Source organism: Caulobacter sp. GW821-FHT09A05, from assembly GCF_059418465.1.
The window spans coordinates 52,225-78,889 of record NZ_JBWKPX010000018.1; the positions used below are offsets into that span (position 1 = coordinate 52,225).

Annotated in this window: 31 protein-coding genes; 18 read left to right on the top strand and 13 right to left on the bottom strand. The window is 67.3% G+C overall.

Going from position 1 to position 26,665, the window contains the following annotated elements; genetic code table 11:
• Window positions 1-4: 4 nt before the first annotated feature.
• The 3 genes from AC07NX_RS17225 to AC07NX_RS17235 are packed head-to-tail and all read right to left on the bottom strand — an operon-like array spanning window position 5 to window position 3,566.
• A complete protein-coding gene (locus AC07NX_RS17225; RefSeq protein ID WP_494643437.1) occupies window positions 5-2,371 on the bottom strand; it encodes a fimbria/pilus outer membrane usher protein in 2,367 nt (788 codons plus the stop codon).
• Window positions 2,343-3,059, bottom strand: coding sequence for a fimbrial biogenesis chaperone (locus AC07NX_RS17230; protein WP_494643438.1), 717 nt, complete (start codon window positions 3,057-3,059; stop codon window positions 2,343-2,345). The genes AC07NX_RS17225 and AC07NX_RS17230 overlap by 29 nt, the downstream gene beginning before the upstream one ends.
• 24 nt (window positions 3,060-3,083) lie before the next feature.
• On the bottom strand, window positions 3,084-3,566 hold the full coding sequence (locus AC07NX_RS17235; RefSeq protein WP_494643440.1) for a Csu type fimbrial protein: 483 nt from the start codon (window positions 3,564-3,566) through the stop codon (window positions 3,084-3,086).
• 681 nt (window positions 3,567-4,247) lie between these two features.
• Between AC07NX_RS17235 and AC07NX_RS17240 the strand changes: the two genes are divergently transcribed.
• The gene (locus tag AC07NX_RS17240) at window positions 4,248-4,433 is read left to right on the top strand and encodes a hypothetical protein (RefSeq protein WP_494643441.1); all 186 of its coding nucleotides are present in this window, start codon (window positions 4,248-4,250) and stop codon (window positions 4,431-4,433) included.
• A gap of 129 nt (window positions 4,434-4,562) precedes the next feature.
• On the opposite strand, the gene AC07NX_RS17245 is transcribed toward AC07NX_RS17240, so the two are convergent.
• From AC07NX_RS17245 to AC07NX_RS17255, 3 genes are read right to left on the bottom strand one after another with little or no spacing between them, the layout of a single operon-like run.
• The gene (locus AC07NX_RS17245) at window positions 4,563-5,141 is read right to left on the bottom strand and encodes an RNA polymerase sigma factor (protein ID WP_494643442.1); all 579 of its coding nucleotides are present in this window, start codon (window positions 5,139-5,141) and stop codon (window positions 4,563-4,565) included.
• Window positions 5,138-5,578, bottom strand: a complete 441-nt coding sequence (locus AC07NX_RS17250; protein ID WP_494643443.1) for a Spy/CpxP family protein refolding chaperone — start codon at window positions 5,576-5,578, stop codon at window positions 5,138-5,140. The genes AC07NX_RS17245 and AC07NX_RS17250 overlap by 4 nt, the downstream gene beginning before the upstream one ends.
• The gene (locus AC07NX_RS17255) at window positions 5,575-5,868 is read right to left on the bottom strand and encodes a hypothetical protein (protein ID WP_494643445.1); all 294 of its coding nucleotides are present in this window, start codon (window positions 5,866-5,868) and stop codon (window positions 5,575-5,577) included. The genes AC07NX_RS17250 and AC07NX_RS17255 overlap by 4 nt, the downstream gene beginning before the upstream one ends.
• 221 nt (window positions 5,869-6,089) lie before the next feature.
• Here AC07NX_RS17255 and AC07NX_RS17260 point away from each other — a divergent pair, with 221 nt between their 5' ends.
• Together AC07NX_RS17260 and cueR are read left to right on the top strand one after the other, a co-directional pair.
• Window positions 6,090-6,248 carry a hypothetical protein gene (locus AC07NX_RS17260; RefSeq protein WP_494643446.1) on the top strand — a complete coding sequence of 53 codons (159 nt, stop codon included), beginning with the start codon at window positions 6,090-6,092 and terminating at the stop codon, window positions 6,246-6,248.
• Window positions 6,245-6,676, top strand: coding sequence for a Cu(I)-responsive transcriptional regulator (gene cueR / locus AC07NX_RS17265; protein ID WP_494643447.1), 432 nt, complete (start codon window positions 6,245-6,247; stop codon window positions 6,674-6,676). Before AC07NX_RS17260 ends, cueR begins: the two co-directional genes overlap by 4 nt.
• A gap of 450 nt (window positions 6,677-7,126) precedes the next feature.
• Here cueR and AC07NX_RS17270 read toward each other — a convergent pair whose 3' ends face one another.
• Window positions 7,127-7,486: a copper-binding protein gene (locus AC07NX_RS17270; RefSeq protein ID WP_494643449.1), complete on the bottom strand. Its 360-nt coding sequence runs from the start codon at window positions 7,484-7,486 to the stop codon at window positions 7,127-7,129.
• A gap of 168 nt (window positions 7,487-7,654) precedes the next feature.
• On the opposite strand from AC07NX_RS17270, the gene AC07NX_RS17275 reads away from it, so the two are divergent.
• From AC07NX_RS17275 to AC07NX_RS17325, 11 genes are all read left to right on the top strand, one after another.
• Window positions 7,655-7,852, top strand: coding sequence for a heavy-metal-associated domain-containing protein (locus tag AC07NX_RS17275; protein ID WP_494643451.1), 198 nt, complete (start codon window positions 7,655-7,657; stop codon window positions 7,850-7,852).
• A gap of 240 nt (window positions 7,853-8,092) precedes the next feature.
• Window positions 8,093-8,443 carry a hypothetical protein gene (locus AC07NX_RS17280; RefSeq protein ID WP_494643453.1) on the top strand — a complete coding sequence of 117 codons (351 nt, stop codon included), beginning with the start codon at window positions 8,093-8,095 and terminating at the stop codon, window positions 8,441-8,443.
• A 139-nt stretch (window positions 8,444-8,582) separates the two neighbouring features.
• Entirely contained in the window at window positions 8,583-9,044 is a 462-nt protein-coding gene (locus AC07NX_RS17285) for a heavy metal-responsive transcriptional regulator (RefSeq protein ID WP_494643455.1), read from the top strand.
• Window positions 9,045-9,060: 16 nt separating this feature from the next.
• Window positions 9,061-9,273, top strand: a complete 213-nt coding sequence (locus tag AC07NX_RS17290; protein WP_494643457.1) for a hypothetical protein — start codon at window positions 9,061-9,063, stop codon at window positions 9,271-9,273.
• Between the two features lie 72 nt (window positions 9,274-9,345).
• Window positions 9,346-9,678 (top strand): hypothetical protein, encoded by a 333-nt coding sequence (locus AC07NX_RS17295; protein WP_494643459.1) that lies wholly within the window; start codon window positions 9,346-9,348, stop codon window positions 9,676-9,678.
• Window positions 9,679-9,886: 208 nt separating this feature from the next.
• The gene (locus tag AC07NX_RS17300; protein WP_494643461.1) at window positions 9,887-11,692 is read left to right on the top strand and encodes a 2Fe-2S iron-sulfur cluster-binding protein; all 1,806 of its coding nucleotides are present in this window, start codon (window positions 9,887-9,889) and stop codon (window positions 11,690-11,692) included.
• Window positions 11,692-12,417 (top strand): hypothetical protein, encoded by a 726-nt coding sequence (locus AC07NX_RS17305; protein WP_494643463.1) that lies wholly within the window; start codon window positions 11,692-11,694, stop codon window positions 12,415-12,417. Before AC07NX_RS17300 ends, AC07NX_RS17305 begins: the two co-directional genes overlap by 1 nt.
• On the top strand, window positions 12,414-13,130 hold the full coding sequence (locus AC07NX_RS17310) for a cytochrome C (protein WP_494643465.1): 717 nt from the start codon (window positions 12,414-12,416) through the stop codon (window positions 13,128-13,130). Before AC07NX_RS17305 ends, AC07NX_RS17310 begins: the two co-directional genes overlap by 4 nt.
• Entirely contained in the window at window positions 13,117-13,584 is a 468-nt protein-coding gene (locus tag AC07NX_RS17315) for a DUF1622 domain-containing protein (RefSeq protein ID WP_494643466.1), read from the top strand. Before AC07NX_RS17310 ends, AC07NX_RS17315 begins: the two co-directional genes overlap by 14 nt.
• A 14-nt stretch (window positions 13,585-13,598) precedes the next feature.
• Window positions 13,599-14,030 (top strand): four-helix bundle copper-binding protein, encoded by a 432-nt coding sequence (locus AC07NX_RS17320; RefSeq protein WP_494643468.1) that lies wholly within the window; start codon window positions 13,599-13,601, stop codon window positions 14,028-14,030.
• A gap of 176 nt (window positions 14,031-14,206) precedes the next feature.
• A complete protein-coding gene (locus AC07NX_RS17325) occupies window positions 14,207-14,578 on the top strand; it encodes a hypothetical protein (protein ID WP_494643469.1) in 372 nt (123 codons plus the stop codon).
• Window positions 14,579-14,881: 303 nt separating this feature from the next.
• Here the strand turns inward: AC07NX_RS17325 and AC07NX_RS17330 are convergent, their stop codons facing one another.
• The 6 genes from AC07NX_RS17330 to AC07NX_RS17355 form a co-directional block, all read right to left on the bottom strand.
• Entirely contained in the window at window positions 14,882-15,520 is a 639-nt protein-coding gene (locus tag AC07NX_RS17330; RefSeq protein ID WP_494643471.1) for a response regulator transcription factor, read from the bottom strand.
• Between the two features lie 470 nt (window positions 15,521-15,990).
• Window positions 15,991-16,908, bottom strand: a complete 918-nt coding sequence (gene copD / locus AC07NX_RS17335) for a copper homeostasis membrane protein CopD (RefSeq protein ID WP_494643472.1) — start codon at window positions 16,906-16,908, stop codon at window positions 15,991-15,993.
• Window positions 16,909-16,912: 4 nt separating this feature from the next.
• Window positions 16,913-17,281: a copper homeostasis periplasmic binding protein CopC gene (copC, locus tag AC07NX_RS17340; protein WP_494643473.1), complete on the bottom strand. Its 369-nt coding sequence runs from the start codon at window positions 17,279-17,281 to the stop codon at window positions 16,913-16,915.
• A gap of 104 nt (window positions 17,282-17,385) precedes the next feature.
• A complete protein-coding gene (locus AC07NX_RS17345) occupies window positions 17,386-17,871 on the bottom strand; it encodes a DUF411 domain-containing protein (protein WP_494643475.1) in 486 nt (161 codons plus the stop codon).
• Between the two features lie 202 nt (window positions 17,872-18,073).
• Complete coding sequence (locus tag AC07NX_RS17350) at window positions 18,074-19,099, bottom strand: copper resistance protein B (RefSeq protein ID WP_494643476.1); 1,026 nt, start codon at window positions 19,097-19,099, stop codon at window positions 18,074-18,076.
• Window positions 19,096-20,925, bottom strand: a complete 1,830-nt coding sequence (locus AC07NX_RS17355; protein ID WP_494643477.1) for a copper resistance system multicopper oxidase — start codon at window positions 20,923-20,925, stop codon at window positions 19,096-19,098. Before AC07NX_RS17355 ends, AC07NX_RS17350 begins: the two co-directional genes overlap by 4 nt.
• A 719-nt stretch (window positions 20,926-21,644) precedes the next feature.
• On the opposite strand from AC07NX_RS17355, the gene AC07NX_RS17360 reads away from it, so the two are divergent.
• From AC07NX_RS17360 to hutC, 4 genes are all read left to right on the top strand, one after another.
• Window positions 21,645-24,338 (top strand): TonB-dependent receptor, encoded by a 2,694-nt coding sequence (locus AC07NX_RS17360; protein ID WP_494643478.1) that lies wholly within the window; start codon window positions 21,645-21,647, stop codon window positions 24,336-24,338.
• A gap of 61 nt (window positions 24,339-24,399) precedes the next feature.
• Window positions 24,400-25,104: a hypothetical protein gene (locus AC07NX_RS17365; protein ID WP_494643480.1), complete on the top strand. Its 705-nt coding sequence runs from the start codon at window positions 24,400-24,402 to the stop codon at window positions 25,102-25,104.
• Window positions 25,105-25,111: 7 nt separating this feature from the next.
• Window positions 25,112-25,828 (top strand): PepSY domain-containing protein, encoded by a 717-nt coding sequence (locus AC07NX_RS17370; RefSeq protein WP_494643481.1) that lies wholly within the window; start codon window positions 25,112-25,114, stop codon window positions 25,826-25,828.
• Window positions 25,829-25,881: 53 nt separating this feature from the next.
• Window positions 25,882-26,610, top strand: coding sequence for a histidine utilization transcriptional repressor HutC (hutC, locus tag AC07NX_RS17375; RefSeq protein ID WP_494643482.1), 729 nt, complete (start codon window positions 25,882-25,884; stop codon window positions 26,608-26,610).
• The last annotated feature ends 55 nt before the right edge of the window (window positions 26,611-26,665 follow it).

Below are 26,665 nucleotides of genomic sequence, written 5' to 3' on the forward strand. Positions count from 1 at the left end.
AACATTACTGACAGACCAGCGGGCCGATGAGGGGAATATCCCCCTTCGCCGGCTTGAAATCGAAGATCACACGACAGGTCGTTCCGTCCTGAAAGACCACGTTCGCGCGATTTTTCGGCTTCAGCCCGGTCACATAGGCCTCGCCGTCATAGCCCACCGGCTCGGCTTGCGCGCCCTCGACCTTGACGACCGACCCCGGCGGCAGGGGTTGGCCCGTGCGGTCATGCAGCGTCAGCAGGGCCGCGGCCACCCTACGCACGCCGAAATCGACTATCACGCCGGATCGGTCGGCGGGACGCACCAGCACGGCGGTTCGTCCGACCTCTATGTCCGCGGGCAGTCTGGTGGCGTCGAGCGAAAGCCGATTGTTCTGGTATGAGAGCAGTGAAGGCACCAGAAGCTTGCCCCGAGCGTCGGTCGTGCCGACGGGCCGGTTCGCGTACAACACGGGTACGCCCGCGACGTCGCCGGTGCTCACCACGGCGAAGCTGTCGAAAATCCGATCGCTCGCGAACAGGCCGCCGCCGGCCAGGACGAGCGCGCCGCTGACGCCGGCGCGACCGGCGATCTGCCCGGCGGAACGATCCACGCCGGCGGATACGCGGCCCCAGCGGCCGAGCAACTCCCCCTCCGCCAACAGCTGAGCGTCGGCGCTTCCAGAAGCCCGCAGTCGGTAGCCGTAGTCGCCCGGCTCCAGCGCGGTCTTGGCGACGTTCGCCGACAACGCCGAACGCCCGCCCTCCCGGGAAGTCTCGACCGACGCGGAACTCGCGGCGCCGATGGGGAAGCTGACGCCCAGATTCAGGCCGAAGGCGCGCGCATCACGAAGATCCTTGAAGCCGGTGGCGTAGAGGGAAGCTCGACCCACACTTACGCTGTAGCTCGCCGTAACGAACTCGTCCCGTTGACGGGCGACCACGCCGTCGTCGGGCCGTCCTGGCCCAGACCTCGCTGGACGGGTTCGAGCGGTTCGGCGGCTGTAGGCCAGGCCGATATTTCCCAAGCCGCCGGCCCGATATCCGAAGTTGGCGTCCAGCGTCGATCTCGGCGCCGGAGACCCCTTCTCCGAGGCGATGTCCTGGTAGGACGCGGTCGAAAACCCGCCGCTGACGCTGAAGCTGGCGCGCCGCGAAACCCGTTGAAAGCTGGTCCAGACCATGGCGCCGCTCGGACTCGCGGAGCCGGATTTTCCCCCGACACTGCCGGCCATCGCCACATTGGCCACGCCGAGCGTTCCGATCAGCGAGGTGACGCCTCCGCCGAGCAGCGCCAGGCCGGCCGTGGCCTCGCCATGGCCTTCCAGCGTCAGCGCGTCGGTCAGGCCGTAGCGGGCCGATCCGTTCGCAGCCCATCCCGAATACCCGTCGCCGGCCTGGCCGAAGTTCCGCCGAACCGCGCCGGCTTCGACGGAATAGCTGCCCAGCCCGCGCGCCAGAAGCGCCGTGCTGGCGTAGAAGGGCAGATTGATGAGGGTTTCTCGGCCGAGCACGTCCACGACCGCGACCGCTACCTCGCCCGCACCGGTGACGACGGGAAGCGTCCGCACGGTGAAGGGGCCGGGCTGCACCGGCTCGCTAAGCTGGCGAACGCCGTTCACCACCACATTGACGGTGGAGGGCACCGCGGCGGTCGAGCTGACCTGGGGCAGGGGATAGGTGACCAGATCGGGGCGCAGGCCAAAGTCGCTGGCGACCTGGACGCCGCCGAGCCGCACGGCTCGCGTCCAAGGCAGAGCGCCCGCCACGACGTCGCCGACACGCCACCGGCGCAGCTGGTCGAACTGGGTGTTCGTGTAGGTGGTTTCGAGGCGCACAAGGCGCTTTCCGCCGGCGCCGGGCGCGAAGTTGACGAAACCCGCGCCCTGCAGCAGTCCGTGCGGGCCGAAGGCGCGGCCGTCGAGCAGCGCGCCGCCGGTGACCTGCGCCCGGGCGAAGGTGCCGACCACGTCGTAATTGAGCACCGCGCCGTAGTCAGGGCGCGACAGAGGCGCCAGAGGGACGGACGCTCGGCCACGAAGCTCGGTGGGCGTCAGCCCGGAGTCGTCGGCCACCACCAGCAGGGTTTGCCGCGCTTCGTTCACCTGCGCGCGGACATTGGGCAGTGCGCTAAGCGGGATCGGCTCACCGCTCGCCGCGACGTCCTGGGGCAGAGCGAGGCCAAGCTCAAGCCATTCCGAGGGTTTGGCGTAAAGCACGCCGTCGCGATCGGTGAACTCGCCGACCCGACCCGTCGCGCGGCCGTTCATGACCACCTCCAACACGAGGGCGCGTTCGGCTCCCAGGGCCGCGCCGGCCGCCAGCAGGGCCGCGACCAAGCCGGCGGCGCCCAGGGCGACGTTCGGTTCAAGGTGCCAGCGCAAGAGTTTGCTCACTCTTGCCATTGCGACTAGTGACGCTCAGGCGCAGCGCGCCCGCCGGCAGGCGGTGGCCGTCCACGACCCAATGGCGCTCGGCGCCGGCCAGGATGTAAGGGTTCTTGCCGCGAGCGACCGCGGATCGCCGGCTGCCATCGGCCAGGGTCACCACGATCGCCTGGACGGCGTCATAGCCCAACCCCGCATTGGTCGCCGACAGGACGGCTTCGCCGCCCGGCGCGCGGCCAACCCGCCACCGGAGGCCTTTCGGGGCCGGCGACGCCGCCGCGATGATGACCGGCAGCGAGACGCGGAGCGCGATGACGATCTGCTGGCCTTGGCTGATGGCCGGCACTTCGTCGAGCAGCAGCCGATAGCTGCGCTCGCCCGCGACCGCCGCCCCGCCTCGCGCCAATAACCTCAGCGTCTGGGATCCGCCGGCAGGAACCGTGAAGATCGGTGGCGACAGGATGAGGTCGCGGGTCGGCGTCAGGACGTCCTCGTCCCCGGACTGGGCCCAGGCATAGGCGCGAACCTGCACCGCGACGGGCGCGTCACCGCGGTTCCTGACCTCTATCACCGTAGCGCCTTGACCGGCGGCGAGGCCGATGGTGACCGGCGAGATCTCCAGAACGGCCGCCTGAGCCGTCCCGAAGAGCAGGCAACTTGCGGCCGTCAGCGCCGCCAGAACAGGCTCAAGTCGCATCGGGCGTCTCCTTCGGCGACCGCCTCAATAGGTGAGAGTGACCAGGATCGTGTCCGTGTAGGGGGCGCCATTACCGGAGACGAGGGTCTGACCGGTGGTGACCTGTCCATACACCGTCAGGGTCTGCTGCACCGCGGTTCCGGTGCCGGAAACCAGTCCCGCGCCGGCGTCACCCCAACGCGTGGTGTGACTGGCCTCCTTGAAGAGGTCGTAGGCCAGGATATTGACGCCGCTCACCAGGTTGCGCTGGGCGGCCACATTGTGCAGGCCGTTGCCGAGACCGACAGTATAGGCGCCGCCGCCGGTGCAGGTCACGTTGATGGTGGCCGTACCCGGAGTGGGGCCGGTGAGCGCCACTTCGCCGAACGCCAGCGCAGAGGAATCCATGGTGCAGACGGTCGTCACGCTAGCGCTGGCGCTGATGCTGGATGTCGCCGTCGCCGCCGAGGCGCCCTGGGCGGCGACCAAGCCGAGAGTCGCGACTGCAAAAAGAAGTGCGATCTTCATTGGATAAACTTTCTGACTCCGCGATGCGGAAAAGATTGTCGAAATATTTTCGATTTTCTGATGAGCTTGTCCGTAAAATTATGACGACTTCAAAATACTTATAACTAGATAACGTCATCTTAATTGGGCAAATAATATTATGTCTGTCTCAGATTGTATTTTACTAAATTTACGATGTGGTGCGACAATTGCACACAGTTCAAGAGTTTCTGAATATCACAACTCGGAGTGGGGCGATCGCTGAACTGCGGGCTTACGCACTCGCAGGTGATCGGACGACGCCTTTCAGCCAACCCCGCCCTCGAGCTACGCCGGGTCATGGCGGGCCGCGGAGAGAAGGAGCCGAGTTTCCGCGAAAAGCCCATCAGGACCTTGGCCAGCTCCGAGGGGCGGACGTCGTCATCGGCGCTGGCCAGCGAATGTCCGGCCCTGGGGCGACGCCGAGTTCCGAGTATGGCGCTGCCTAGCCGAAAATCCGGACTGGCCGACCTGTCCAGCAGGGTGGCAATCGGACGGCGACCCTGCCAATAGGTCTAAGGTGAAGTTTCGATCTGAGTTTGCGATGAAGGCCCGTGGTGCGCTGTCGTTCCTGTTGCGGCGCTAGCCCAAGACCCTGCGGTGGCGGTCGTTCCCGCGCAGGTGCGCGCGTTGGACGGATGCTGGCAAGGCGAAGGCGCCGTCATGGACAAGCCGGTGGCGATCACCTTAATGACCCGGCCGATCACCGAAGGCGCCATGTTCTTGGTCGAGGCCCACAGCCACGCCAAGTCCGATCCGACGGACCGCTATGCCGCCCACCTGGTCTTCGGCGGACGGCGCGCGCCGCTTCGCGGGCCATATGCCGCAACGCCACAGATGACGATTTGATCCAGACAAGATTCCAGCCTGTTCAATCGCCTAGGCGGCGTACCGGACCCGGGGGGATCGTCGCCGACGGGGCCGGGGCGATCGGTGCGGAGAGGGCTTGCCAGGGCCCCCTTGCGAGCAGCGGTCACCCTAGCGATCATGGAAGGCTTCCGGATCCAACGCGGCCGCCAGGGCTTTGCGCGCGCGATAGACGCGGGTCTCGACGGACTTGGTCGAGACGCCCAGGATCGCGGCGGCTTCCTGATGGGACAGGCCTTCGAAGGCGGTGAGCACGAGGGGCGCCTTCAGGGCGTCGGGAAGTCTCGCCACCGCCTGGTCGAGAAGTTTCATCGACTGGCGCTGGCGCAACTGGTCGTCGACGGACGCGCCGGGGTCGATGGCTTGGGCCAGGGCGTCGTCGGGCGCGACGGACCCGAAAAAGAACCGGCGCACGGCCATCTTTCGCCCGCGGTCGCGCGCCTTGTTGATGGCGATGGTGCGCAGCCAGGCGCCGAAGGAGCGGGAGGTGTCGTAGCGGTCCAAGGCCGTCCAGGCGGCGATGAACGCCTCGTGGACCGCCTCATAGGCTTCGTCGGCGTCGCCCGTATACCGCCGCAGCAGGCGGTAGAGGCTTTCCTTGTGCCGGCCGACCAACTGCGCGAACGCGCGCTCGTCGCCCCTCGCGGCCTGCGCCGCGAGCGCCTCGTCGCTGGGCGTCGCAGCGATCACTGCGCCTGTTCGGTAAGGTTCTTGACGACGGTGTCGTCGAAACGGGCGGCTTGTTGCGGGGTCAGCACGGTGCGCATGGCGATGACGTGCTGGATGCTTTCCTTCTGGAGCGCGCCCATCGCCATGTGGAAGCGGTCGATGGCCGCCTGGACCTTGGGCGTATAGCTGTGCTGTTCCTGGATGGCCTGGGCGAGCTCGGCGTTGGCGGCGCGCATTTCAGCCTCGAGCGCCTTGCGCCGCGCCGCGTAGTCACGTTCCAGCCCGTCGATCCGCCGCTCCTGGTCCGGCGTGAGGTCAAGTTTCTCATGCACCAACTGATGCAGCGGCGTGGCGTGGTGCATTCGACGCACGACATACTGTCCGCCGCCCCAGGCGCCGATCGCCGCCGCCAGGATCGAAAGCACCAGCGTCAGGAGGATGCTGCGGGTGACGCTCACTGATCGCCCTCGAGCAGGGTGGACGGCGCCAGGTGGGCCGAGACCGAAAAGGTGCCGAACTGTTGCGGCGTCGAGACGGCCCCGGCGGCGGCGAGGCCGCCGGCGGTGACGCCCATGGCCAGGGCCAGGCCGACCGAGGCGACCCGGACGGGCGCCAGGGCGGCCCCGGTCTTGAGGTCGGCGCGACGGCGGGCGATGTCGCGCGAAATATCGCCCTCAAGCCCATCGAGCGAGCGATCCAAGGGCTGGGTCGCCAGCCGATCGACAAGATCATCGATGTTCAAGGTCATGTTCGGTCCTTCGCCCCCGGAGCTGTCTTGCTGTCTATACGTGGCGCAACCCCCTGATCCCGCAAGTCCGTTGTCCGGGCCGGACGCCTACGGGGCGACCTTCCGATGAGGGGAGGGCGACGGGTCGCGCGTAGTCCCTGTGAAGACGCGCCGAACACCGCCTCGACCTTCCCATGATGGGAGGGATGACGGCGCCGGGCATCGAGAACAGGAGACCGCCGATGCCCGGGCAAAATCTCGAGAGCCTGGACCTGCCCGTGGTCGGAATGACCCGCGCATCCTGCGTCTCGCGCGTCGTCAGCGTGCTGTCCAACGCCCTGCGCCTGCGCGCCTTCACCTCGCCCCTGCCGGCGGCCAAGCCAAGGAGCGTTCACGCATGAACATTGGACAGACGGCCAAGGCGTCGGGGGTCTCGGCCAAGATGATCCGCTACTACGAGCAGATCAAGCTGATCACGCCCGCTGGCCGCACGGGCAGCAACTACCGCAATTTCGGCGAGCGCGAGGTCAATGAGCTGCGGTTCATTCGTCGCGCCCGCTCGCTCGGGTTTTCGGTCGAGGAGATCGCTCACCTGCTATCGCTGTGGCGCGACCGCGTCCGGCCCAGCCGCGAGGTCAAGGCGATCGCCGATGGGCATGTCGAGGCCCTCGAGGCCAAGATCATCGAGATGCAGGCCATGGCCGACACCTTGCGCGACCTGTCGCGCGATTGCGCGGGGAATGATCGTCCAGATTGCCCGATCCTGGCCGACCTGGGTTCGGGCGCGCCGCCCCGACGCGAGCCGGTCCGTTCACGGGGTTTCCGCTGAAACGGGCCCTGGCCTGGCTACCCGGCGTCTGCCTGATCGCCGGGCCGCTGACGGCCCTGGCCGCCGACTACCGGTTCGAGACCGCCTCGCCAAACCCCACCCGCGGCGTGGCCACGACCATCGTGGTGAAGGTCGCGCCCGTCGACTCTGGCCGCATCATGCCGCGGTTGTCGGCGCGCGACGCCACAGTCAGCTCGACCTCGGGGCGCGGGACTGCGGTCTTTCCCGCCTTCTTCGAGCCTTCGCTCGACTATGACCGGCTTCGGTTTCGCGCCGACCTGCCCACCAGCGGCGACTGGGTGCTGGCCTTCACCTTCAGCCGGCGGGCGAGCCGCCCACGGCCGCGAGCGTCAACCTCAAGGTCGCCGATCCGTCACCCGTCGCGGCGGCGTCGCCGGCGAGCGGACCGGTTCGCCCGCCGCCTTGATGGGGCGGGCGAACCGTCCTGGGCTACTTGGCCGACATCGCCACGACCTCGGCCGAACCGCCCATCGGCTTGAGCTTGAAATTGACCGCCTGGCCGACCTTGAACGGCTTGAGCAGGGCCGGAGCGGCCTTGAACTTCATGGTCATGGCCGGCCACTTCAGGGCGGGGATCGGCTGGTGGTGCAGGGTCACCGTACCGCCCTTGGCGTCGATCCCCTTGATCACGCCCTGACCGTCGGCCGTCTTGGCCGGGGCGGGCGCGGCGTCGTGTTTCATGCCCGCCATGTGGCCCATTTTCATGTCGCCAATCTTCATGTCGGACTGGGCCAAGGCGGGGCCGGTGAGCGCCAGGGCCAGGGCGCCGGCGGACAGAAGGGTCTTCATCGGTTTGTCTCCAGTCGGGCGGATCGACCGGGGAGGGCCGTCCTTGGTCTGAAGGATACGCGCCAGCCCAAGCCGATCCCTCCGCGGCGATTTCGGCGCGCCGCCCCTTGACCTTGCCATGATGGGAAGCCCCATCTGTCGCAGCGAAGTCGAACAAGGACGAACAAGATGCTTCGCTACACCATCGAGAACATGAGCTGCGGCCACTGCGTCGCGACCGTCAGCAAGGCCGTCCGCGGGGTCGACGCCAGCGCTGTGGTTCGCGCCGACGTGGCCGGCCGAAGCCTCGAGATCGACACCGGCGTGACTTCGGAGGCCATCGTCGCCGCCGTCGCGGCGGCCGGCTACCGCGTGACGTTAGTCTAAGGCAGGAGGGCGGGCCTGGATCGCGCCCGCCCTCCACCGCCTAGGTCGCATGGCCCGCGCGTCCAATCGGCCGACAAGCGCCCGCGCCGTAATGTCGGCGCCCTGAAGAGACCTCGAACAGAATACGCGATGTGACATCTACGTATTCGGACCCGGGACCTGAGACCCTAGTCCTGGTGGGGAAGAAACCTCCTTCCCCTCGGTCTCTCCGAGCGGCCATCACCTTCAAAGGAGATAATCGTGAATAAGTCGATTCTAGCCGCTCTGGCCGGTGTTGCGATGCTCGCCGCCACGCCTGTCTTCGCCCAGGGCGTCGGCCATAGCTTCTTCATGCGGGGCTCGATCGTCGAGGCCGACAGCACCGGCACGGTCATCTGCATCGGCAAGGCCGACGGGGCTGAAGTTGGCCAAAGGCTGGAGGTCTATCGCATCAAGGCCCTTCCAGGCCCGGCAAAGGGGTCCCCGTCCTATCGCCGTGATCTCGTCGGCCACGTGACGATCGACCACATCTTCGATGACCACTTCGCCCATGTGCGCATCGCCGACGGCAAGCCGAGCAAGCATGACATCGTCGAGCTTCGCCGGAAGTGATCCATCGGGGGCGGATGCGTCCGCCCCCCTTCTATGCGGTCGAACGGGGAATGGAGGACGCCTGCTCAGTGGTTCTGAGCGACCCGCATTCCTTGCTTGACCTTGGATCACGGTCCAACCCGCAGGAGGGCCGGATGCCATGGGAAAACTCAAGATCGGCGAACTCGCCGCGGCCGCGGGCGTCAGCCGCGACACCATCCGCTACTACGAACGGACGGGCCTGCTGCTGTCTCCGGGGCGGTCGGGCGCGGGCTATCGGCTCTACGGCGACGACGACCTTCTGCGGCTCAGATTCATCCGGTCCGGCCAGGAGTTGGGCTTCACGCTCGCCGAAACCAGCGAGCTTCTCACCTTGCAGACTTCCGACACCGCCAGAGCGTCGGCCGTGCTCGCGATCACGCGCGACAAGATCCGCCAGGCGGAGACGCGCGTGGACGAGCTCAACCGTATCCGGACGATTCTAGAGGGGTTGGCCGCGGCGCGTCCGGGCGAGGCCCCGACCCGCGACTGCCCCATCCTGGCTTTCATTTCGGCGAGGCCCCGCGCCGGCGCCGCGGCGAAGCCAGAAACGACGAGGGGGAAGAATAGCCGTGAAACCTGACCGTGAAGGAATGACCATGAAGACCTATGCAATTGCCGCGGCCCTTGCAGCCGCCACGCTTCTCAGCGCCTGCGCCACCACGCCGCCGACCGAGAGCCAGATCGCCAGCTGTCGTCAGATGGAGAGCGATATGGGTGTCGCCGACCGACACGATCACTCGGAGACGAAGGGGCAGGGGCGCAACCCCATGAACCTCTCGCACGATCGCTGCCGGCAGATCCTGCGGTAGTCGAAATGATCGGCGCCGGGCGACCAGCACGCTGGTCGCCCGGACCACACGTTCGCAAAAAGGGAGACTTCGATGACGATCAACGGCAACTGCCGATCGCTGCTGCTCGGCGGCGTGGCGGTCATGGCGGGACTCGCACTCGCCGGCTGCAACCGCGACAGCTCAACCTCAACCGCGACCGCCCCGGCCGCCACCGCGAGCACGACGAACCCCGTCGGATCGACGCCGCCGCCTTCGACCGCTGATGCGTCGGCCCCGGCCGCCGATGAGACCGGCAACGAGGTCGCCGACATGGAACGCCATCACAAACAAGCGATGGATCATGCGGACATGCGCGCGGGCGCCGCCAAGCCCGACGCGCCGCCGCCCGCCGACAGCCCGGCCGCGCCGATGAAGCACATGTGAGCCTGGGGGGCGGGGGCCATCGATGCGCTTACCGACAACCCTTTCAGGTCTGCTCGCGGTCGCGCTTTTGGTCGTCGCCGCCTCGGCGCCGGCGCGGGCGCAGGACGCTGACGAGCATGCCGCCCATCATCCCGCGGCCGCCGAGGCGGCCGTGCCTGGCGCTATGGCGCCGGGGCCCGCGCCCGTGGCCGTCATGCCGACAACCGTCATGCCAACCACCCCCATGCCGACGGCGGGCGCGCCCCAGGACGCCGCCATGGCGGGGATGGCGGGGATGGCGGGGATGATGGAGAAGATGGACCAGATGGCGGGCTGTTGCGGCCCCGGCCAGAACAACGGCCCGTTCTTCTCGCGACTCCTGGGCCTGCCGGGCCTCGATTCCAAGGCCCGCGAAGCGCTGGCGCGGGACGCCGAGGCGCGGGTTCACCGCGGCCTTGTGCTTGCGGGCGAGGGCGCGGCCGAAGGCATGCACGCCTCCAATTCGACCGCCCGCGCGGCGGCCGCGCGGAAGCTTCAGGAGGGCGCCGATCTCTACGCCAGCAGCGCAGCCGCGAAGAGCGCTCTGGAAGGCGAGACCTCAGGACCGAGCGTCGCGACGAACTGGTTCCGGACGCAGCTTTCGGTCGGCACGGTCCTGTCGGGCGAGCACGCCGCGCATCCGTTCGGGATTTCGCCGGCCCATCTGCTGCTGATGTTGTTTCTGACGCTGGTCAGCGCCAGCCTCATCGCCCTGCAGCTGTTTCGCCTGCAACGCATCCGCAAGATCGTCGCCGGGGCGCCATCTGCGCCAGGCGCCTCGGCGGTCTCGGCCGCGGCTGGAAACGAACGAAAAGCCGCCGCGACTCCGGCCGCGACAGTCGCTCCAGGCGGGGCGAAGGCCGTGGCCCCAAGCCGCGTCCCGGACCCGGCCGGCGCGACATCGCGCAAGCCCAGAAGCTGGGCCGGCTCGTTGCGGGTCGCGCAGATCCTGCGCGAGACGCCGACCATCCTGACCTTCCGGCTCGCCGACCCCGCCGGAGATCGGCTGCCGTTCGACTTTCTTCCCGGGCAGTTCCTCCAGGTCGAGGTGGAGCCCGAGCCGGGAAAGACGGCCCGCCGGTCATACACCATCGCCTCGTCCCCGACCCAGCGCGCCCATGTCGAACTCTCCGTGAAGCGCGAAGAGCAGGGCGCCGTCTCGCGTTTCCTCCACGATCACGTGAAGGTCGGAGACCTGGTCAAGGTCTCCGGCCCCTTCGGCGCCTTCACCTTCACCGGGACCGACGCCGACAGCGTCGTGCTCATCGCCGGCGGCGTCGGGATCACGCCGATGATGTCGGTTCTGCGCTATCTCACCGACACCGCCTGGCCCGGCGAGATCTTCTTCCTCTACGGCGCACGGTCGACCGAAGAGTTCGCCTTCCGCGAGGACATCGAGCGCCTCGAACGCCGCCACGAGAACCTCCATGTCTTCGCCACCATGCATCGGGCGCCCGGCACGGTGTGGCATGGGGCCGAAGGGCCGATCACCAAGGAGATGCTCGCCAGCGCGGTCCCGGACCTCGCGCGCCGCCGCATTCACCTTTGCGGTCCGCCGGCCATGATGGCGGCCGTGAAGGCGCAGCTCGCCGAGCTTGGGGTCCCCGAGGCGCTGCTCCATACGGAGGCGTTCGGGCCGGCGTCCATGCCGGTCGATCCGCTCGAGCCGCCGACCCAAGCGACGCCCGTGGCCCAGCCCGGCCCGCCGCCCGCCGCCGGGGCGGACGCGGCCGCGGCCACGATCACCTTTTCGGTCTCCGGGGTGTCGGCGCCCCTGCCCACCGACCAGACCGTACTTGAGGCCGCCGAAGGCGCCGGGGTCGAGATTCCCTATTCCTGCCGTGTCGGCGAATGCGGGGTCTGCGTCACCAAGCTCATCGACGGCGAGGTCACCATGGCCGTCGAGTCCGGTCTCGCGCCGGAGGACAAGGCCCAGGGCTACATCCTGGCCTGCCAGGCCAAGACGACCGGCGAGCCGCTCGTGGTCGAAGCCTGATGCGCGAGCGTGGCGACATCCTCGTGGCCCTGCTCGTGGGCTTCATCATGATCTTCCCCTTGGGATTCGTGATCCATGCCTCGCCGCGCTTCCCCGGGAGCCTGGCGGGGGGGATGCTGGGCGTCCTCGCGGTCCTGATGATGCTGCTGACGCTTCCCTATGTGGCGGCCAAGCATATCGGCGTCGTGGACCGGTTCCTGTCGAGATTCGTGACCAAGCCGACCCTGCTGGCTGTCCACATCTACGCCGGCGTGCTCGCGCCGTTGCTCGCCCTGCTTCATGCCGCGCATAGGTTCGACAGTCCCCTCGGGGTGATGCTGACCGGCCTTCTGATGCTCACCGTCCTGAGCGGTTTCGTCGGCCGATTTCTCCTGGCCGAGCTGGCGCGGGCGCTGCGCGGGCGCAAGACCGAGCTGGCCTCGCTCAAGGCGGCCTATCTGAACCTGCCGCCGCCGCCCACGGGCGTGGAGCCGCCGCCGCGCCCGCTCGGTCGGCTGGCCCGCTTGCTGTTCAGGCCGGGCGAGCCGCCCTCGGCGGCGCCCGCTGACAAGGCCGCGCTGGCCGCGGCGCTGTCGGACAGCGAATACGCCGTGCGGGCGGAGGCCGCGACCAGTTCGCTGTTCGCCAAGTGGCGCCTGCTGCATATCGTGGCCGGGGTCATTCTCTATGGGCTGATCCTGCTCCACATCGGCGCCGCCCTCTATTACGGGCTGCGTTGGCTATGAAGCGATCGACGCTGTTCTATGGCCTGTTCATCGCGGCGCTGCTGGTCGTTCTGATCGGCCTCCCGGCGGTCATGCGGACGAGTACGCCGGCCGGCGGCGGCATGATCGAAAGTCTTGTTTCGCCGGGGCCGCTCTCCGCGGCCCACCAGAGCTTCGCCGGGCAATGCACGACCTGCCATACGCCGCTGAAGGGCGTGGAGACGAAGACCTGCCTGAGCTGCCATGCCGGCCAGGATTTCGGCGGCAAGCAGTCGACCCAGTTCCACACTAAGGTCGCGGAGTGCACCTCCTGCCACGTCGAGCACGACGGCGGCCGTAGCCTCGCCCGCATGAACCATCCGGCGCTGCTGGAGTCGAAGGTCTGGAAGCATCCCATGGGAATTCCGGCGGCGGCCAGGAACGCCGGAACCGCCGGCCTGGACTGCGCCAGTTGCCATTCAATGCGGGACCCGCACCAGGGATTGTTCGGCGAGACCTGCGCCAGTTGCCACAGCGTGACCAGTTGGCGCGTCGAGGGGTACCGGCATCCCTCGGTCAACTCGACCCAGTGCGCCGAATGCCACAAGCCGCCGCCCAGTCACCAGATGATGCATTTCAGCATGATGTCGCAACGGGTCGCCGGGGAGAAGGCGCGCGTCGATCAATGCTCCGCCTGTCACACGACCGACAGCTTCAACAACATCCGCAGGCGAGGCTGGTATGATCACCACTGATTTTACCGGCGACGCCCTCAGCGCCTTCTTCAAGCTGGCCGTGATCATTCTTGAGCTGGCCGGCGCCCTGACGATCTTGGCCGGGGCCGCCCTGGCCACCTTCCTGTTCCTCAAGCGCGCCTGGCGCGCCGACCATTCCGAGGCCTACAGCCCGTTCCGTTCGACCCTGGGCCGCAGCATCCTGCTCGGTCTCGAGTTCCTGGTCGCTGGCGACATCGTCAAATCGCTGGTCATCAGCCCCACCCTTGATGACCTGATGGTGTTGGCCGGACTGGTTCTGGTGCGCACCTTCCTCAGCATCTCGCTGGGGGTCGAGATCAACGGCCATTGGCCCTGGCAGGACACGCGCATGGCCCGCGAGGCCGCCACGGCCGCGGATCGGGCGGCGAGGGTGACCCGGGCGCGCAGGGTAGGAGCATCGTCGACGCCGCCCACAGCCCCCTCGTCAACCTGATCGGAGAACACCCCATGCAAGACCGACGCGGACTTCTCATCTCGAGCTTGGCGCTCGCCGGTGTCGGCGCCGCCGCCCAGGCCCAGCCCACGACCATGGCCCCTGGTCAGGGCGCCATGTCGATGCAGGCCTGCATCGACGCCTGTCTCGCCACCTATCGCCTGTGCATGGAGGCTTCCCGGCATGGCCTGGAGAAGGGCGGCACCCACGCCGCCCCGGGCCATATCGCCATCCTCCTGGATTGCGCCGACCTCTGCCAGGCGACGGCGACGTCGATGATGCGGGGATCGCCGATCCATACGGTGCTCTGCGACGCCTGCGCCAAGGCCTGCGAGGCCTGCGCGAAGGATTGCGCCGGCTTCGACGACGCGCGGACGCAGCGATGCGGGGCCAGCTGCCGCGACTGCGCGGCGAGCTGCAGGATGATGGCGATGGCCAGTCATTGAGAGGCCGAACAGGTTTCGGGGCTGTGGCTCTAGCGGGGCCGCAGAACGAGCATCGTCGATGTGAACTCCACGTATATGGCCGCCGCTCGCCGCTGCGCATGGTGACCGCAGGCTGGCCGGCGGCGGAAACCACGCTCCGTCAGCCAACAAACGGTCCATTTTCTTGGAGAACCCCAATGCGCAAGACATCACTCCTGATCGCCGCCTTCAGCCTTCTGGCGCTGGGATCGGCGGCGCACGCCGAAGACGACATGAAGATGTCCGCACCGGCGAAGCCGGCGGCGGCCGCCAACTCCACGCCGTGCCCGCAGCATCAACAAGGGATGCGGCACGGCGGCGACCAGATGCACGACCAGATGATGGAGGACCATGCGGCGGGCATGGCGAACATGGCCGGCATGCCGCCCAAGAAGGACCCGCCGACCTCGTCGGACATGAAGATGGGCTGCAGCGACGGCGCCGGCTGCAAGGGCAAGACGATGCCCGCCATGCCAGCCATGCCCGCCGACAAGCCGGACGCGCCCATGCCGATGAAGGGCCATATGTAAACGGCGTTGCTTTGGAGGAAAGGCCCGCCTCGGTGATAGGGATGCGGGCTTTTCTTAAGTCAATGCGGTGGCGAGAGTTCTGCGGACTCTGCTTATTCACGCCCCGGCCCTTCCTGGCGCCATTTTACGCCAAGTGGTGCGTGGGCCGGATGGCGCGCGACGCGGCGACCTATGGCGACCTATTTTGCACAACAGGATCGTTAAGCGCTGCTCGGCCGTATTGCCGGTGGTCGGGGGCGTGGTTTGCGTAAGCTCGCACAGGCAGGGGGCGAGATACGATCTCAGACCCGTCCCGCGCGGTCGCTACGTAGACGTTCCAGCGCTCGGGAGGCGTCCCATGCCGGCGGCGAAGGCGATCCTCAGCGCGTCGGAAAGGCTGTGGACCCCCAGCTTCGCCATCAGGCTCGCGCGGTGAACCTCCACGGTGCGCGAAGACACGCCCAGATCATAGGCGATGGTCTTGTTGGGGTAGCCTTGGGCCAAACCCTCCAGGACCTCCTGTTCGCGCGGGCTTAGCGCTGCAACGCGCACCAGCGCTTGGGTCTCTTCCATCGCCCGAACGTCGGCGTTGTCGAGCCGGGCGAACGCCCGCGCGATGGCGTCGAGCACGGCCTCCTTTTCGAACGGCTTCTCGAGGAAGTCGATGGCGCCGGCCTTCATCGCCTGCACGGCGACCGAGACGTCTCCGTGTCCGGTGAACACCACGACGGGCATGTTGACCCCACGAGCGGCCATCTGGGCCTGCACCTGAAGCCCGTCCAAGTCAGGCATCCGCACATCCAGAAGCACGCAGCCGACTTCGGCGTTCCGGGCGACCTTCAGGAACTCGACGCCGGACGCGTAGCTATGGACGAGATAGCCTGAGGACCGCAGCAGGAACCCTGCGGACTTTCTTATGGCCTCCTCGTCATCGACGAGATGAACGATCCGCTTATCTCTCATTTCTCTTCGTCCGCCCGCGCATGAATGAGTGTGAATCGGAAGGCCGCGCCGCCGCACGGCAACGCATCGACCCAGAGGCGTCCGCCATCGCCTCGACGGCGTTGCGCATGAGGTTCACGAGGACTTGCTGGATCTGCGCGATCGACGAGGGGTGGCGTAGCCACTTCATCGGTGTTCTGCCGGCGCTGTGCAGGCTCGGAACACCTCGTCGCCATGAAGCCGCCGCCTGCTGGCGCGCCACAGCTCGGAGTGTCCCCTCGTGTAAGCACAGGCCATGCATCAGGAGGTCTCATAAGGAAGCGCTACAAGGGATACGCGTCCGGTTGGGTCCATCCCTCATGCGATCGGCCTAAGGCGATTTCGAAGCGCCCTGATGCGGTTTGGCCCCAAGGACGGAGGGGAGCACGAGGTGACCGCCGAGCCCGGCAAGTGTCGGCGCTTTGCCGGCCGTATCCATTGTGCGGCGGCTTCTAGAGGGCCGCTGGCGGGGGCAGCGTCCCCAGCCAGGCGACGAGCGCGAGCACTACGAATCCGGCGGCGGATTCGAAAGCGACGCTGCGCTTGAGGGCGGCGAGCGCCGAGGTCGCCCTGCCACCCGTCATGTCCCGCTCCAGCCGGGGCGTCAGCCTGAAACGGTTGAGCGCGGCCAGGCTGAGCATCACGCCAAAGACCACCAGCTTGAGGAGCAGCGCCGCGCCCCACGCCGTCGAGGCAGCCAGGACGATCCGGCTCGGTCCGACGAGGAACCAGACATTGACCAGACCGGTCAGCACCAAGGCCGCGACCACCAGTGAACCGACACCGGAAAACCCCTCCAGGGCCTGATGGAGTTCGCGCAACGCCGTGTCGCTCGTGGCCCGCGCGCCAACGACCAAGGCCGCCAAGGCCGCCAGGGCGCCCAGCCAGACACCGGCCGCCAGCAGGTGGACGATGTCGGCGATCAGCCTGAAGGCGCCGGCCACGCCGTCGCCGTCGGCGCCATGGCCGCTCCAGGCGAAGCTGCCCAGGGCGACGGCGCCCAAGGCGGCTGCGGCGGCCCACAGGGCGCGTGAGGGGCGAGCGCTCAAGGCGCCCACCACGGCCGCCAGGCCAACGGTCAGGCGGACGAGCACTGACAGGCCAAATTGCGTGCCGGTCGCAACCATCGCCAGGGTTTCGCGATCAAAGGCGTCGGCCGCGCTTCCGGCCATCATCGCGGTCTGGGCCAAGAGCGCCAGGATCGATCCGATCACCACGGCCACGCCGCCGGCCAGGGCCAGGCGTCGCGGCCAGGTCATCGTGACCCCGCCGCTGGTCAAGCCATAGAGACAAAACAGCGGCGCTCCGAACAGGAGCGCCGCGCCAACGTACTGGACCAGGCGCGCGAGAACGACGGCCAGTTCGATCATCGCCCTAGCGCACCATGAAGGTGTAGGCGCCGTTCATGCGGTGGGCGTCGGCGGTGACGGCGTGCCAGGTGACCTTGTAGGCGCCGGGCGAGAGCGGCGCGGCCAGCGCGCCCTGCAGGCCCTTGCCGTCGGTGGCGACGGTTGTCTTGATCGCGACCGCCGCGCCGGCGGCGTTGGCGATCTCGAAGCCGGAGAATTTCGGCTCCAGCTTTTCGCTGAACTTCAGGCTCAGCGCCTTGGGGGCGGCGACCGTGGCGTTGGGCGCCGGATTGGCGGTCACCAACTTGGCGTGGGCGAGCGCCTGGGAGGCGCCCAGGAGCATGGCGCCGGCGGCGATGGTCGCTAGGAAGGTCGAGGTGGTCTTGTCGGTCATTGCATGTCTCCGGAAGACGACGCCCCGATCGTCTAGTGAGGATACGCGCCGCTCGCAGCCAACCCCTCGCGCGCCGTGAGATTTCTTTGCGCCGCCGCGCCGAGTCAGCCGTGGCGCGCGAAGACGCGGGTGGCGCCCTTGGCGTCCAGCAACAACAGTGTGGCGTAGGGCTCGGACGCCACGCCCGCCATTTCCATGCCTGGCGAGCCGATCGGCATGCCCGGCAGCACCAGGCCCAGCGCCTTGGGCCGCTCTTTCAGCAGGCGCAGGATGTCGGCCGGCGGCACGTGGCCTTCGATGACGTAGCCGCCGATCCGCGCGGTGTGGCAGGACGATAGCGCGTCGGGCACGCCATAGGTCGCCCGCACCTTCGTTAGATCATCCAGAACCGAGACCCGCGGCTTGAGGCCAGCCGACGCCAGGGCGTCGATCCACTTGCCGCAGCAGGCGCAGACCGGCGTCTTGTAGACCTGAATGGCGAGGGGAGCCGCGGCTTTGGCGCAGCCGGCGAGCAGGGTGGTCGCCGCCGCCGCCGCGCCCAGTAGAACGGTGCGCCGCGCCATGGGCGAGGCGGAGTTGGAACGTGTCATCGAAAGGTCCTGCGGATTCAAGGCCAAGGCCTGCGGGGCTAAGGTTTGTCGGCAGGCGTCGGTATGCTCGACATGTGATCCTTGAAAGGTCTACGCGCCGACCCGCGCCAACCCCTCGCGGCGGGGCCCGGAGCGCGGGACTATTTTGGTCTGGCGGCGCGCGTGTCATCCAGGTTTCCAGTCCTTGGGCGCTGACGCCGTCCTAGAACCAGGCGCGAAGGCCCAGCACCACGCGGGCGTCTTCGACATCCTCGCCAGCGGCTCGCGCGTAGTCCGCGGTCTTGCCGAACTTGCGGTCGTAGGTGACGCCGACATAGGGCGCGAACTCGCGGCGAATCTCGTAGCGAAGACGCAGGCCAAGCTCGACGTCCGACAGGCCGGAACCGACGCCGGTGGCCCGGTCGTTCGAGGCCGCCAGATTGAGTTCAGCGCGAGGCTGCAGGATCAGGCGCTGGGTCAGGCGCTGATCGTAATAGCCCTCGAAACGCGCCGACAGGTCGCCTTTGTTGGAGAGGAAGGCCGCGCCGCTGATTTCGAACCAATAGGGCGCGAGGCCCTCGAAACCGACGGTCGCATAGGTCCGCGACGGCTTGGGCTCGAAGTCGTGACGCACGCCGGCCTGGAGATCGAAAAAGGGACTAACGCTACGGGAATAAAGCGCCTGCAGTTCGGCGCGTTCCAGCCCCTCGCCGCTGACGCCTTCGCCCTCGGACTTGAGCGTCAGGCGGTTGATGTCGCCGCCAAACCAGGCTTCGCCCTCCCAGCGATAGCTGTCCTTGCCCGATCGGGGCGCCCATTCGGCGAAATTGGCCATCACCAGCGAGGTGACACCGCCGCCGTGTTCCTTGCGCAGCTGCGCGCGGGCCATGGCCATGCGCGTCGGGTCGAAGGCCTTGTCGGCGGCATGGTCGGTCGGCGCGGGCGGCGGCGGGGTGTTGGGAATGTCGCCCATGTCGGCCATCGCGCCCGTGGCTTGGCCCTGACCCATCCCGGGCATCGCCATCGACCCCATGTCATGGCCCGCGTGCGGGTCGGCCGGCGTGTCGCTGGACGGCATGGCCATCGCGCCCATGTCGTGGCCGGCGTGCGGGTTGGACGGTTTGGCCGCCGGCTTGGCCGAGGGGGCGGGCGTCTGCATGCCCGGCGTCATCGAGTGGTCCGTGGTCTGAGTCAGCGCGGGCGCGCCCAGCATCAGCGGCAGGAGGCCGATCAAGGCTACGGTCTTCATGCCGCGGCTCCTTCGAGGGGCCGCACGCTGAACACTTGGAACATGCCCGCGTGCATGTGGTAGAGCATGTGGCAGTGGAAGGCCCAATCGCCCGGGTCGGCGGTGAAGTCCCACGACACCTTGCCGCCGGGCAGCACGATGACCGTGTGTTTTCGCGGGCCGTAGCCGACCGGCGCATGGGTCAGCTCGAAGAAGTGGCCGTGAAGATGGATGGGGTGGGCCATCATCGTGTCGTTGACTAGCGTGACCCGCACACGCTCGTTCTTTTCGAAGGCGTAGGGCCTGGTGGTTTCGCTGAATTTCCGCCCGTCAAACCCCCACATGAAGCGCTCCATGTTGCCGGTCAGGCGGATCTCCAGCGCCCGCGTCGGCGCGCGTACGTCGGGGTTTTGTGTCAGGGCGACAAGGTCCTTGTACACCAGCACCCGATGGCCGACGCTTTCCAGGCCCTGGCCGGGCTCGCCGGTGCGATCCACGGGCATCGGCGCGATCGTCTGCACGCCGGGTCCCAGCTTGACCTGAGGCGCGTTGGCCCCGTCGCGCATCGACATCTCCATGCCGCCCATGTCGCCCATCACGTCCGAACCGCGCGGCTTAGGAGCGGCCATGCCCGGCGGCGCGGCCATGGCCGACATGTCATGGCCCATCGCGGCGTGGTCCATGCCGGCCATCGCGCCGGAGCCGCCCGCGTCCATGCCGTGCATGGCGCTCATGTCCATGCCCATGTCCTTCATGGTGGCCAGCGGCCGTTCGCGCAGGGGCGGGACCGGCGCGGTCATCCCGGCGCGCGGGGCCAGGGTGGCGCGCGCCATGCCCGAGCGGTCGACGGCCTCGGCCACCAGGGTGAAGGCCTTGTCCTCCGCCGGCTGGACGATGACGTCATAGGTTTCGGCGTTGCCGATCTGGAATTCGTCCACCTCGACGGGCCGGACGGCCTGGCCGTCGGCGGCCACCACGGTCAGCTTGAGGCCCGGGATGCGCACATTGAACATCATCTGGGCGGCGGTGTTGATGAACCGCAGGCGCACCCGTTCGCCAGGGGTGAACAGGCCGGTCCAGTTGTCGGCCGGGCCATGGCCATTGACCAGGAACGTCATGACCTCGCCGGTGACGTCGGAAATGTCGGTGGGGTCCATGCGCATCTTGCCCCACTCCATCCGTTCCTGGAGCGTCTGGTCCTTGCCCGCCATCAGGCTGGAGAGGGTCTGCTTCTGGTAGTTAAAGACGCCGGCCTGCTGCTTCATGCGCTTGAAGATCAGGTGGGGGTGCATGAAGCTGAAGTCGGAGAGCACGATCACATGCTCCCGATCAAAGCCGATCGGATCGGGCCCGGCCGGCTCGATGACGAGGGGGCCATAGTGGCCTTCGGCCTCCTGCAGGCCCGAATGGCTATGGTACCAATAGGTGCCCGACTGCTTGACCGGAAACTCGTAGACGAAGGTCTCGCCGGCCGGGATGCCGGGGAAGCTGACGCCCGGAACGCCGTCCATCTGAAAGGGCACCAGAAGCCCATGCCAGTGGATGGAGGTTTCCTCCGCCAGGGTGTTGGTCACCGAAAGTCGGACCGTCTGGCCTTCCTTGAGCCGGATCAGCGGCCCCGGCACGGTGCCGTTGATGGTCACCGCATGGCTCATCTTGCCATCGATCATCACCTCGGCGTGGCCGATGGTCAGCTTGATGTCCTGGCCCGAGACCGTGGGCAGGGTGGACATCAGGCCCGGAGCGGCGCTTTGCGCCCAAGCTGGAAAGAGGCTGGCGGCCGCCAGGCCCCCGCCGACGACGGCGGCGCCCCGCAGGAGCTGCCGACGGTCATACTGCTTCATCATTCACGGTCCTGCGCGCCTGGTGATCAAGATGCGGCGTGGGCATCCTCGTCCTGGTCAGTACGTTCCGCAACGCTCGCACCCCTCGTCGGGTCCGCCGGTTTTTTGCGATGCGCGATGGGCGTGCGCGCCCAGGACCGGAAGCTATCCGATGCCGGCCTTTCATAGTGTCGCCGCCGGGCTGTGGGCCAGCCAAGAGGCCTCCGAATCCGGCCCGGCCGCGACTATCGCAACACCCGCGGCCTTCCCACAGTTTGCAGATCGTTTGTCGTTAAATGAAATAACGACAAACCTTGCCATCATTGGTAGGTTCGAGGCGCTGTATAGCAATAGTGGAATCGCGCTCATTGGTCGATGTGAGGTCTGATAAACCTTCCAATGATTGTAATGTTGAGTATTGTGATGATCATATATCTCGGAGCACCGACGATGTGATTCATGGTGATTTCTACGCAGGTGCGTTCTTGATGTGCAGATTCTGAAATTCTATGAAATAGATACAAACTCATGTCTATTTTTCGGATTCAAGGCATAAAATGTCCATTTCTTTCGGGAAATTCCCAAATTTCTGAAATTATTGGCGATTTTATGGATAAATATCCTCAGAAAATGGTCTCCAAATGTATATACATAGATTGACTTGATCCCGGCCGAACCCGGAGCCTCGCCTGACGTGAGCGCCAACGAGACGGCGTGCGGGGCCATGAGGTGAGGGGATCGCCATGAAACTGATCGACAAACGAACTCTGCTGGCGGGCGTCGCCGCCATGGCGACGCTGGCCGGCGCCGGCCAGGCTTTCGCGCAGACAACTGATCCATCGACCGTCGAAGAACTGATCGTGACGGGAAGCCGGATCAAGCGCGCCGACATTGCCGGCGTCGGGCCGGCGACGGTGATTTCGCAAGATCAGATCGAGCGGACGGGCGTGACCAACGTGGAGACGTTGTTGCAACGGCTGCCGGCCTCGGCCGGCGCCGCCGGCAACCAGACCAACGCCTATTGGACCGGCAACGGCTACGGCGCCGCCCAGGTGAACCTGCGCGGCCTGGGCATCAACCGCACCCTGACCCTGATCAACGGCCGCCGGGTGGTCAACGGCGGCACAGGGGCCAATAGCGCCCCTGACCTCAACATGATCCCGACGGCGATCATTGGCCGGATCGATGTCCTCAAGGACGGCGCCTCGGCGATCTACGGCGCCGACGCCGTCGCGGGCGTCGTCAACATCATCACCCAGAACAATTTCGAGGGGCTGAAGCTCTCGGGCAAGTACGGCGTCACCGACGAGGGCGACGGCCAGGAATACGCCGTCGACGTCCTCTGGGGCCTGCACAACGAGCGCGGCGGCGTCACCGCGGGGCTGACCTACCAGAAGACCGAGGCGGTGAACCTGGCCAGTCGCGCGCCCTGCGGCCTGGGTGAGTCCGGCGGACAACTGGTCTGCGTCTCAAGCGCCTCGACGATCGGCGGCCGGGCCGTGCTGCCCGGCGGCCAGCAGATCAATTTCAACCAGACCCCCGGCGGCGACGGCAATTTCTACGAGCCCTACAGCGCCGCCAAGCACAACTTCAACTCGAACCCGTTCCTCAATGCGGTCAGTCCGATCGAGCGGATCAGCACCGCCTTCCTGGCCGACTACAGGCTGACCGATTCCGTCACCCTGTTTGGCGAGCTGTTCTTCACGCACCGCGAGAGCCATCAGATCGCCACGCCAGGCACATTGCGCAACCTGGCCATCTCGGCCGGCAATCCGACCAATCCGACGGGCCAGGACATCACCCTCCTGCAACGCCGCTTGGCCGAACCCGGTCCGCGGGTTTTCTCACAGGAAACCGACACCTATCGGTTCGTAGGCGGGGCCCGCGGCGCGCTGAAAGGCGACTGGACCTGGGAAGCGGCCGCCAACTGGGGACGCAACACCGGGGTCGATGCGATGAGCAACATCGCCAACCTCGAGCGTGTGCGCAATTCGGTCAACACCAGCGTCTGCAGCACCACGCCCGGCGCGGCGATCCCCTGTATCGACTATCTCGGCGCCGGCGATGTGACGCCTGCGGCCCTGAAGTACATCCTGTTCAATTCCCGCGACACCGGCGGCAACGCGCAAAAGAGCGTCACGGCCGATGTCACCGGCACGCTTTTCAATCTGCCGGCCGGCCGGCTGGCGGTCGCCGCGGGCGTCGTCTATCGCCAGGAAAAGGGTTGGCGTGATCCGGACGCCTTGACGGTGCTGGGCATCGCCAACACCAACCAGCAGGACCCCATCTCCGGTTCGGTGACCGCCAAGGAAGCCTACCTCGAACTGTCCGCGCCGCTGCTCGCCGACCTGCCGATGGTGGAGCGCCTGGAGCTGGACACCGCTGTTCGCTACTCCGACTACAACCTGTTCGGATCCAACGAGACCTACAAGGTTGGCTTGAACTGGGCGGTGGTTCCAAGCCTGAGGCTGCGCGCCACCTACGGGACGGGCTTTCGCATCCCCAGCGTGCCCGAACTGTTCGGCGGGGTGGCCGAGGGCAACCTGACGACCACCGATCCGTGCAGCCGCTACGCCAGCAGCGGCAACGCCACCCTGATCGCCAACTGCCAGGCCACCGGCGTGCCGGCCAACTACGTCCAACTGGGCAACACGGTGCTGACCACCGTCGGCGGCAACCAGAACCTGAGCCCCGAAACCGCCAAGACCCTGACCCTGGGCGCGGTGCTGCAGCCGCCGATCGTGCCGGGCCTCTCGGTGACGGTCGACTACTTCGATATCGAGATCAAGGACGCCATTCGCTCGATCCCGGGTTCGACCAAGCTGGCGGTCTGCTACGCGACCCCCAACCTGGCCCATCCGTTCTGCGGCGCGTCCAACTTCACGCGCAGCCCCCTGACCGGGGAGATCACCTATCTGTCCGCCCAGCCGACCAACGCGGGCCTGGAGACGATGAAGGGCGTCGATGTAGGCATCCGCTACGAGTTCGACCTGGGCGGCCTGCGCGCGAGCCTCGACTGGAACACCACCTATCTCGACAGCTATGTCGTGACCCCGTTCCAGGGCGCCGATCCGATCATCTTCGACGGCCATATCGGCGGCGGCAACGGCGGCTATCCCCACTGGCGCTCGAACGGCAGCCTCTCGCTGATGGCCGAGCGCTGGACGGGAACCTATTCGGTGCAGTGGATCGGCAAGGCGACCGACTTCAACGCGGCGCCTGACGAGATCGGCTACAAGTCGCCCGACGTCTTCTACCACAACGCCCAGTTCGCCTATCGGCTGGGCGACAAGGCCGACATCGCCCTTGGCGTCGACAACCTCTTCGACAAGAAGGCGCCGTTCATCCAGAGCTGGACCGACGGCAACACCGACACCATGACCTACGACCTGCTGGGTCGGCGCGGCTATGTGCGGCTGAGCTACAAGTTCAACTAACCCGTCTCCTGCCTGGCCGGCCTCGCGGGCCGGCCAGGCGCCTCTCGATCAGGTGAAGACTATGCGTTGGCCGGCCCTCGCCCGGAACACCCACAAATGGCTCGGCCTCGTCATCGGCGTGCAGGCGGTCCTTTGGACCTTCAGCGGCCTGTACATGACCGCCGTCCATCTCGACATCATCCATGGCGATCACCTGGTGCGCCATGCGCCGTCGCCGCCGCTCGATCTCGCCGACCTGGTCGAGCCCGGCGCGGTGATGACGGCCGCCCCCGGCCAGGCCGTGCGACTGGAGACCCAGTTGGGCCGGCCGGTCTATGTCGTGACGGGCGGGCCCGAGCGCGCCTTGTTCGACGCCCGCACCGGCGACAAGCTGTCGCCGCTGGGTCGGGCCGCGGCGGAGGCCCGCGCCAGGGCGCTTTATGCCGGCGACGGCGCGGTCAAGGCCGTCGAGCAACTCAGCAAGGCCCCGCCGGAAATCCGCGGTCGTCCGGCGCCGCTCTGGCGCGTCGAGTTCCAGGGCTGGTGGCGGCCGACCCTCTACATCTCGGCCCAGACCGGTGAGTTGGTCGCCAAGCGCCACGATCTGTGGCGCATCTTCGACTTCGTGTGGATGTTCCACATCATGGACTACCAGGAGCGCGAGAACGTCAACAACACCCTGTTGCGCATCGCCACCTGGACCGCCGTGGTCAGCAGCGCCAGCGGCGCCTGGCTCCTGATCTTCAGTTTCCGCCGTCGCCGGCGGGCCCGCAAAGCCGCCGCGTGAGGCCGAGATGTTGCTGATCCGCACCCTGCATAAATGGTTTGGCCTGGTCCTGGGCCTGCAGTTCCTGCTGTGGTCGGTCAGCGGGGCGATGATGGCCCTGCTCGACCACCACAAGGTCTCCGGCGAGCACAGCGTGCGCGACCCCGTTCCGCTGGCGGCGCCGGCCAAGCTCGTGCCGGTCGGCCAGCTGGCGCCGACGGCCGGAGGGCCGGTCGTCGGCGTCAAGCTTCGGCCCTTGAACGATCGCTATGTCTACGAGGTGAAAACGGCGGCAGGGACGTCGATGGTCGACGCCGTCACTGGCCAGGCCGTGGTCGTCGACGCCGCCGCCGCGCGTGGCCTGGCCGCCGCCGCCTATGCCGGCGAGGGCAGGATCACCGCCGTTGAGCCGGTCACCCGGCACGGTCTTGAGACGCGCGGGCTGGTCCTGCCCCTGTGGAAGGCCAGCTTCGACGACGCCGAAACCACCACGCTCTATGTCGCCGCCGCCACCGGCGACGTAGTCGAGCGGCGGACCGATAGCTGGCGCTTGTGGGACGTGTTCTGGATGCTGCACATCATGGACTATTCGAGCCGCACCAGCTTCAACCATCCACTGATCATCACGGTGGCGACGGGCGTCGCGTGGCTGACCCTCAGCGGGGTCATCCTGCTCCTTCGCAGTTTCCGCCGATCGGACTTCGCCTGGGCTCTGGACGGACTGGAGCGCTTGCGCTCACGCTAGCGCGCGGCGTCCCGCGCGCCCCTGTCCCTTGCGTCGATGAGATCACCTTGGCCATGGCCCGCGACACGACCGCGACGCTGCATAAGCGGATCCGAGCCGATATCGGCGAGCGGATCCGATCCGGCGCCTGGCCGCCGGGCCATCGGATCCCGTCCGAGCTCGACCTGATGGCGCAGTACGGCTGCTCGCGGATGACGGTGAACAAGGCGCTGTCGCCGCTGGCTGAACGGGGCCTGATCGCTCGACAGCGCGGGGCCGGATCCTTTGTCTGCCACCCCAGGGTCCACTCCGTCGTTCTGGATATCCCCGACATCCAGAACGAGATCACCGGACGCGGCGCGGCCTATCGCTACGAACTTCTTTCACGCCAGCTGCGACGCCCCGATCGCGTCGAGATGACCAAGCTCGACTTGGCCGCCTCCAGCAGGGTCCTGGCCCTGACGTGCCTGCATCGCTCCAACGAGCGTCCGTTCGCGCTTGAGGAACGGGTGATCAATCTGACGGCCGTGCCTGACGCCGCGGACGCGGATTTCTCAGGCGCGCCGCCGGGGGCCTGGCTGCTCGGGACGGTGGCCTGGACCGAGGCCGAGCATCGCATCAGCGCCGTCAACGTCTCGCGCGCCACGGCCGCCTTGCTTGGCGTCCACCCCAGTGCGGCTTGCTTGGCGCTGGAGCGGCGCACGTGGCGAGGCAATGACCAGATCACCTGTGTTCGGCTGCTATTTCCAGGTGAAGTCTATGACCTGATGGCGCGGTTTTCGCCGGGCGCGGCCCACGGATAGACCGCATGAGACAAAGATCCGTAGTGCGTCAGGTCGATGTTCGGTTAAGACGTGC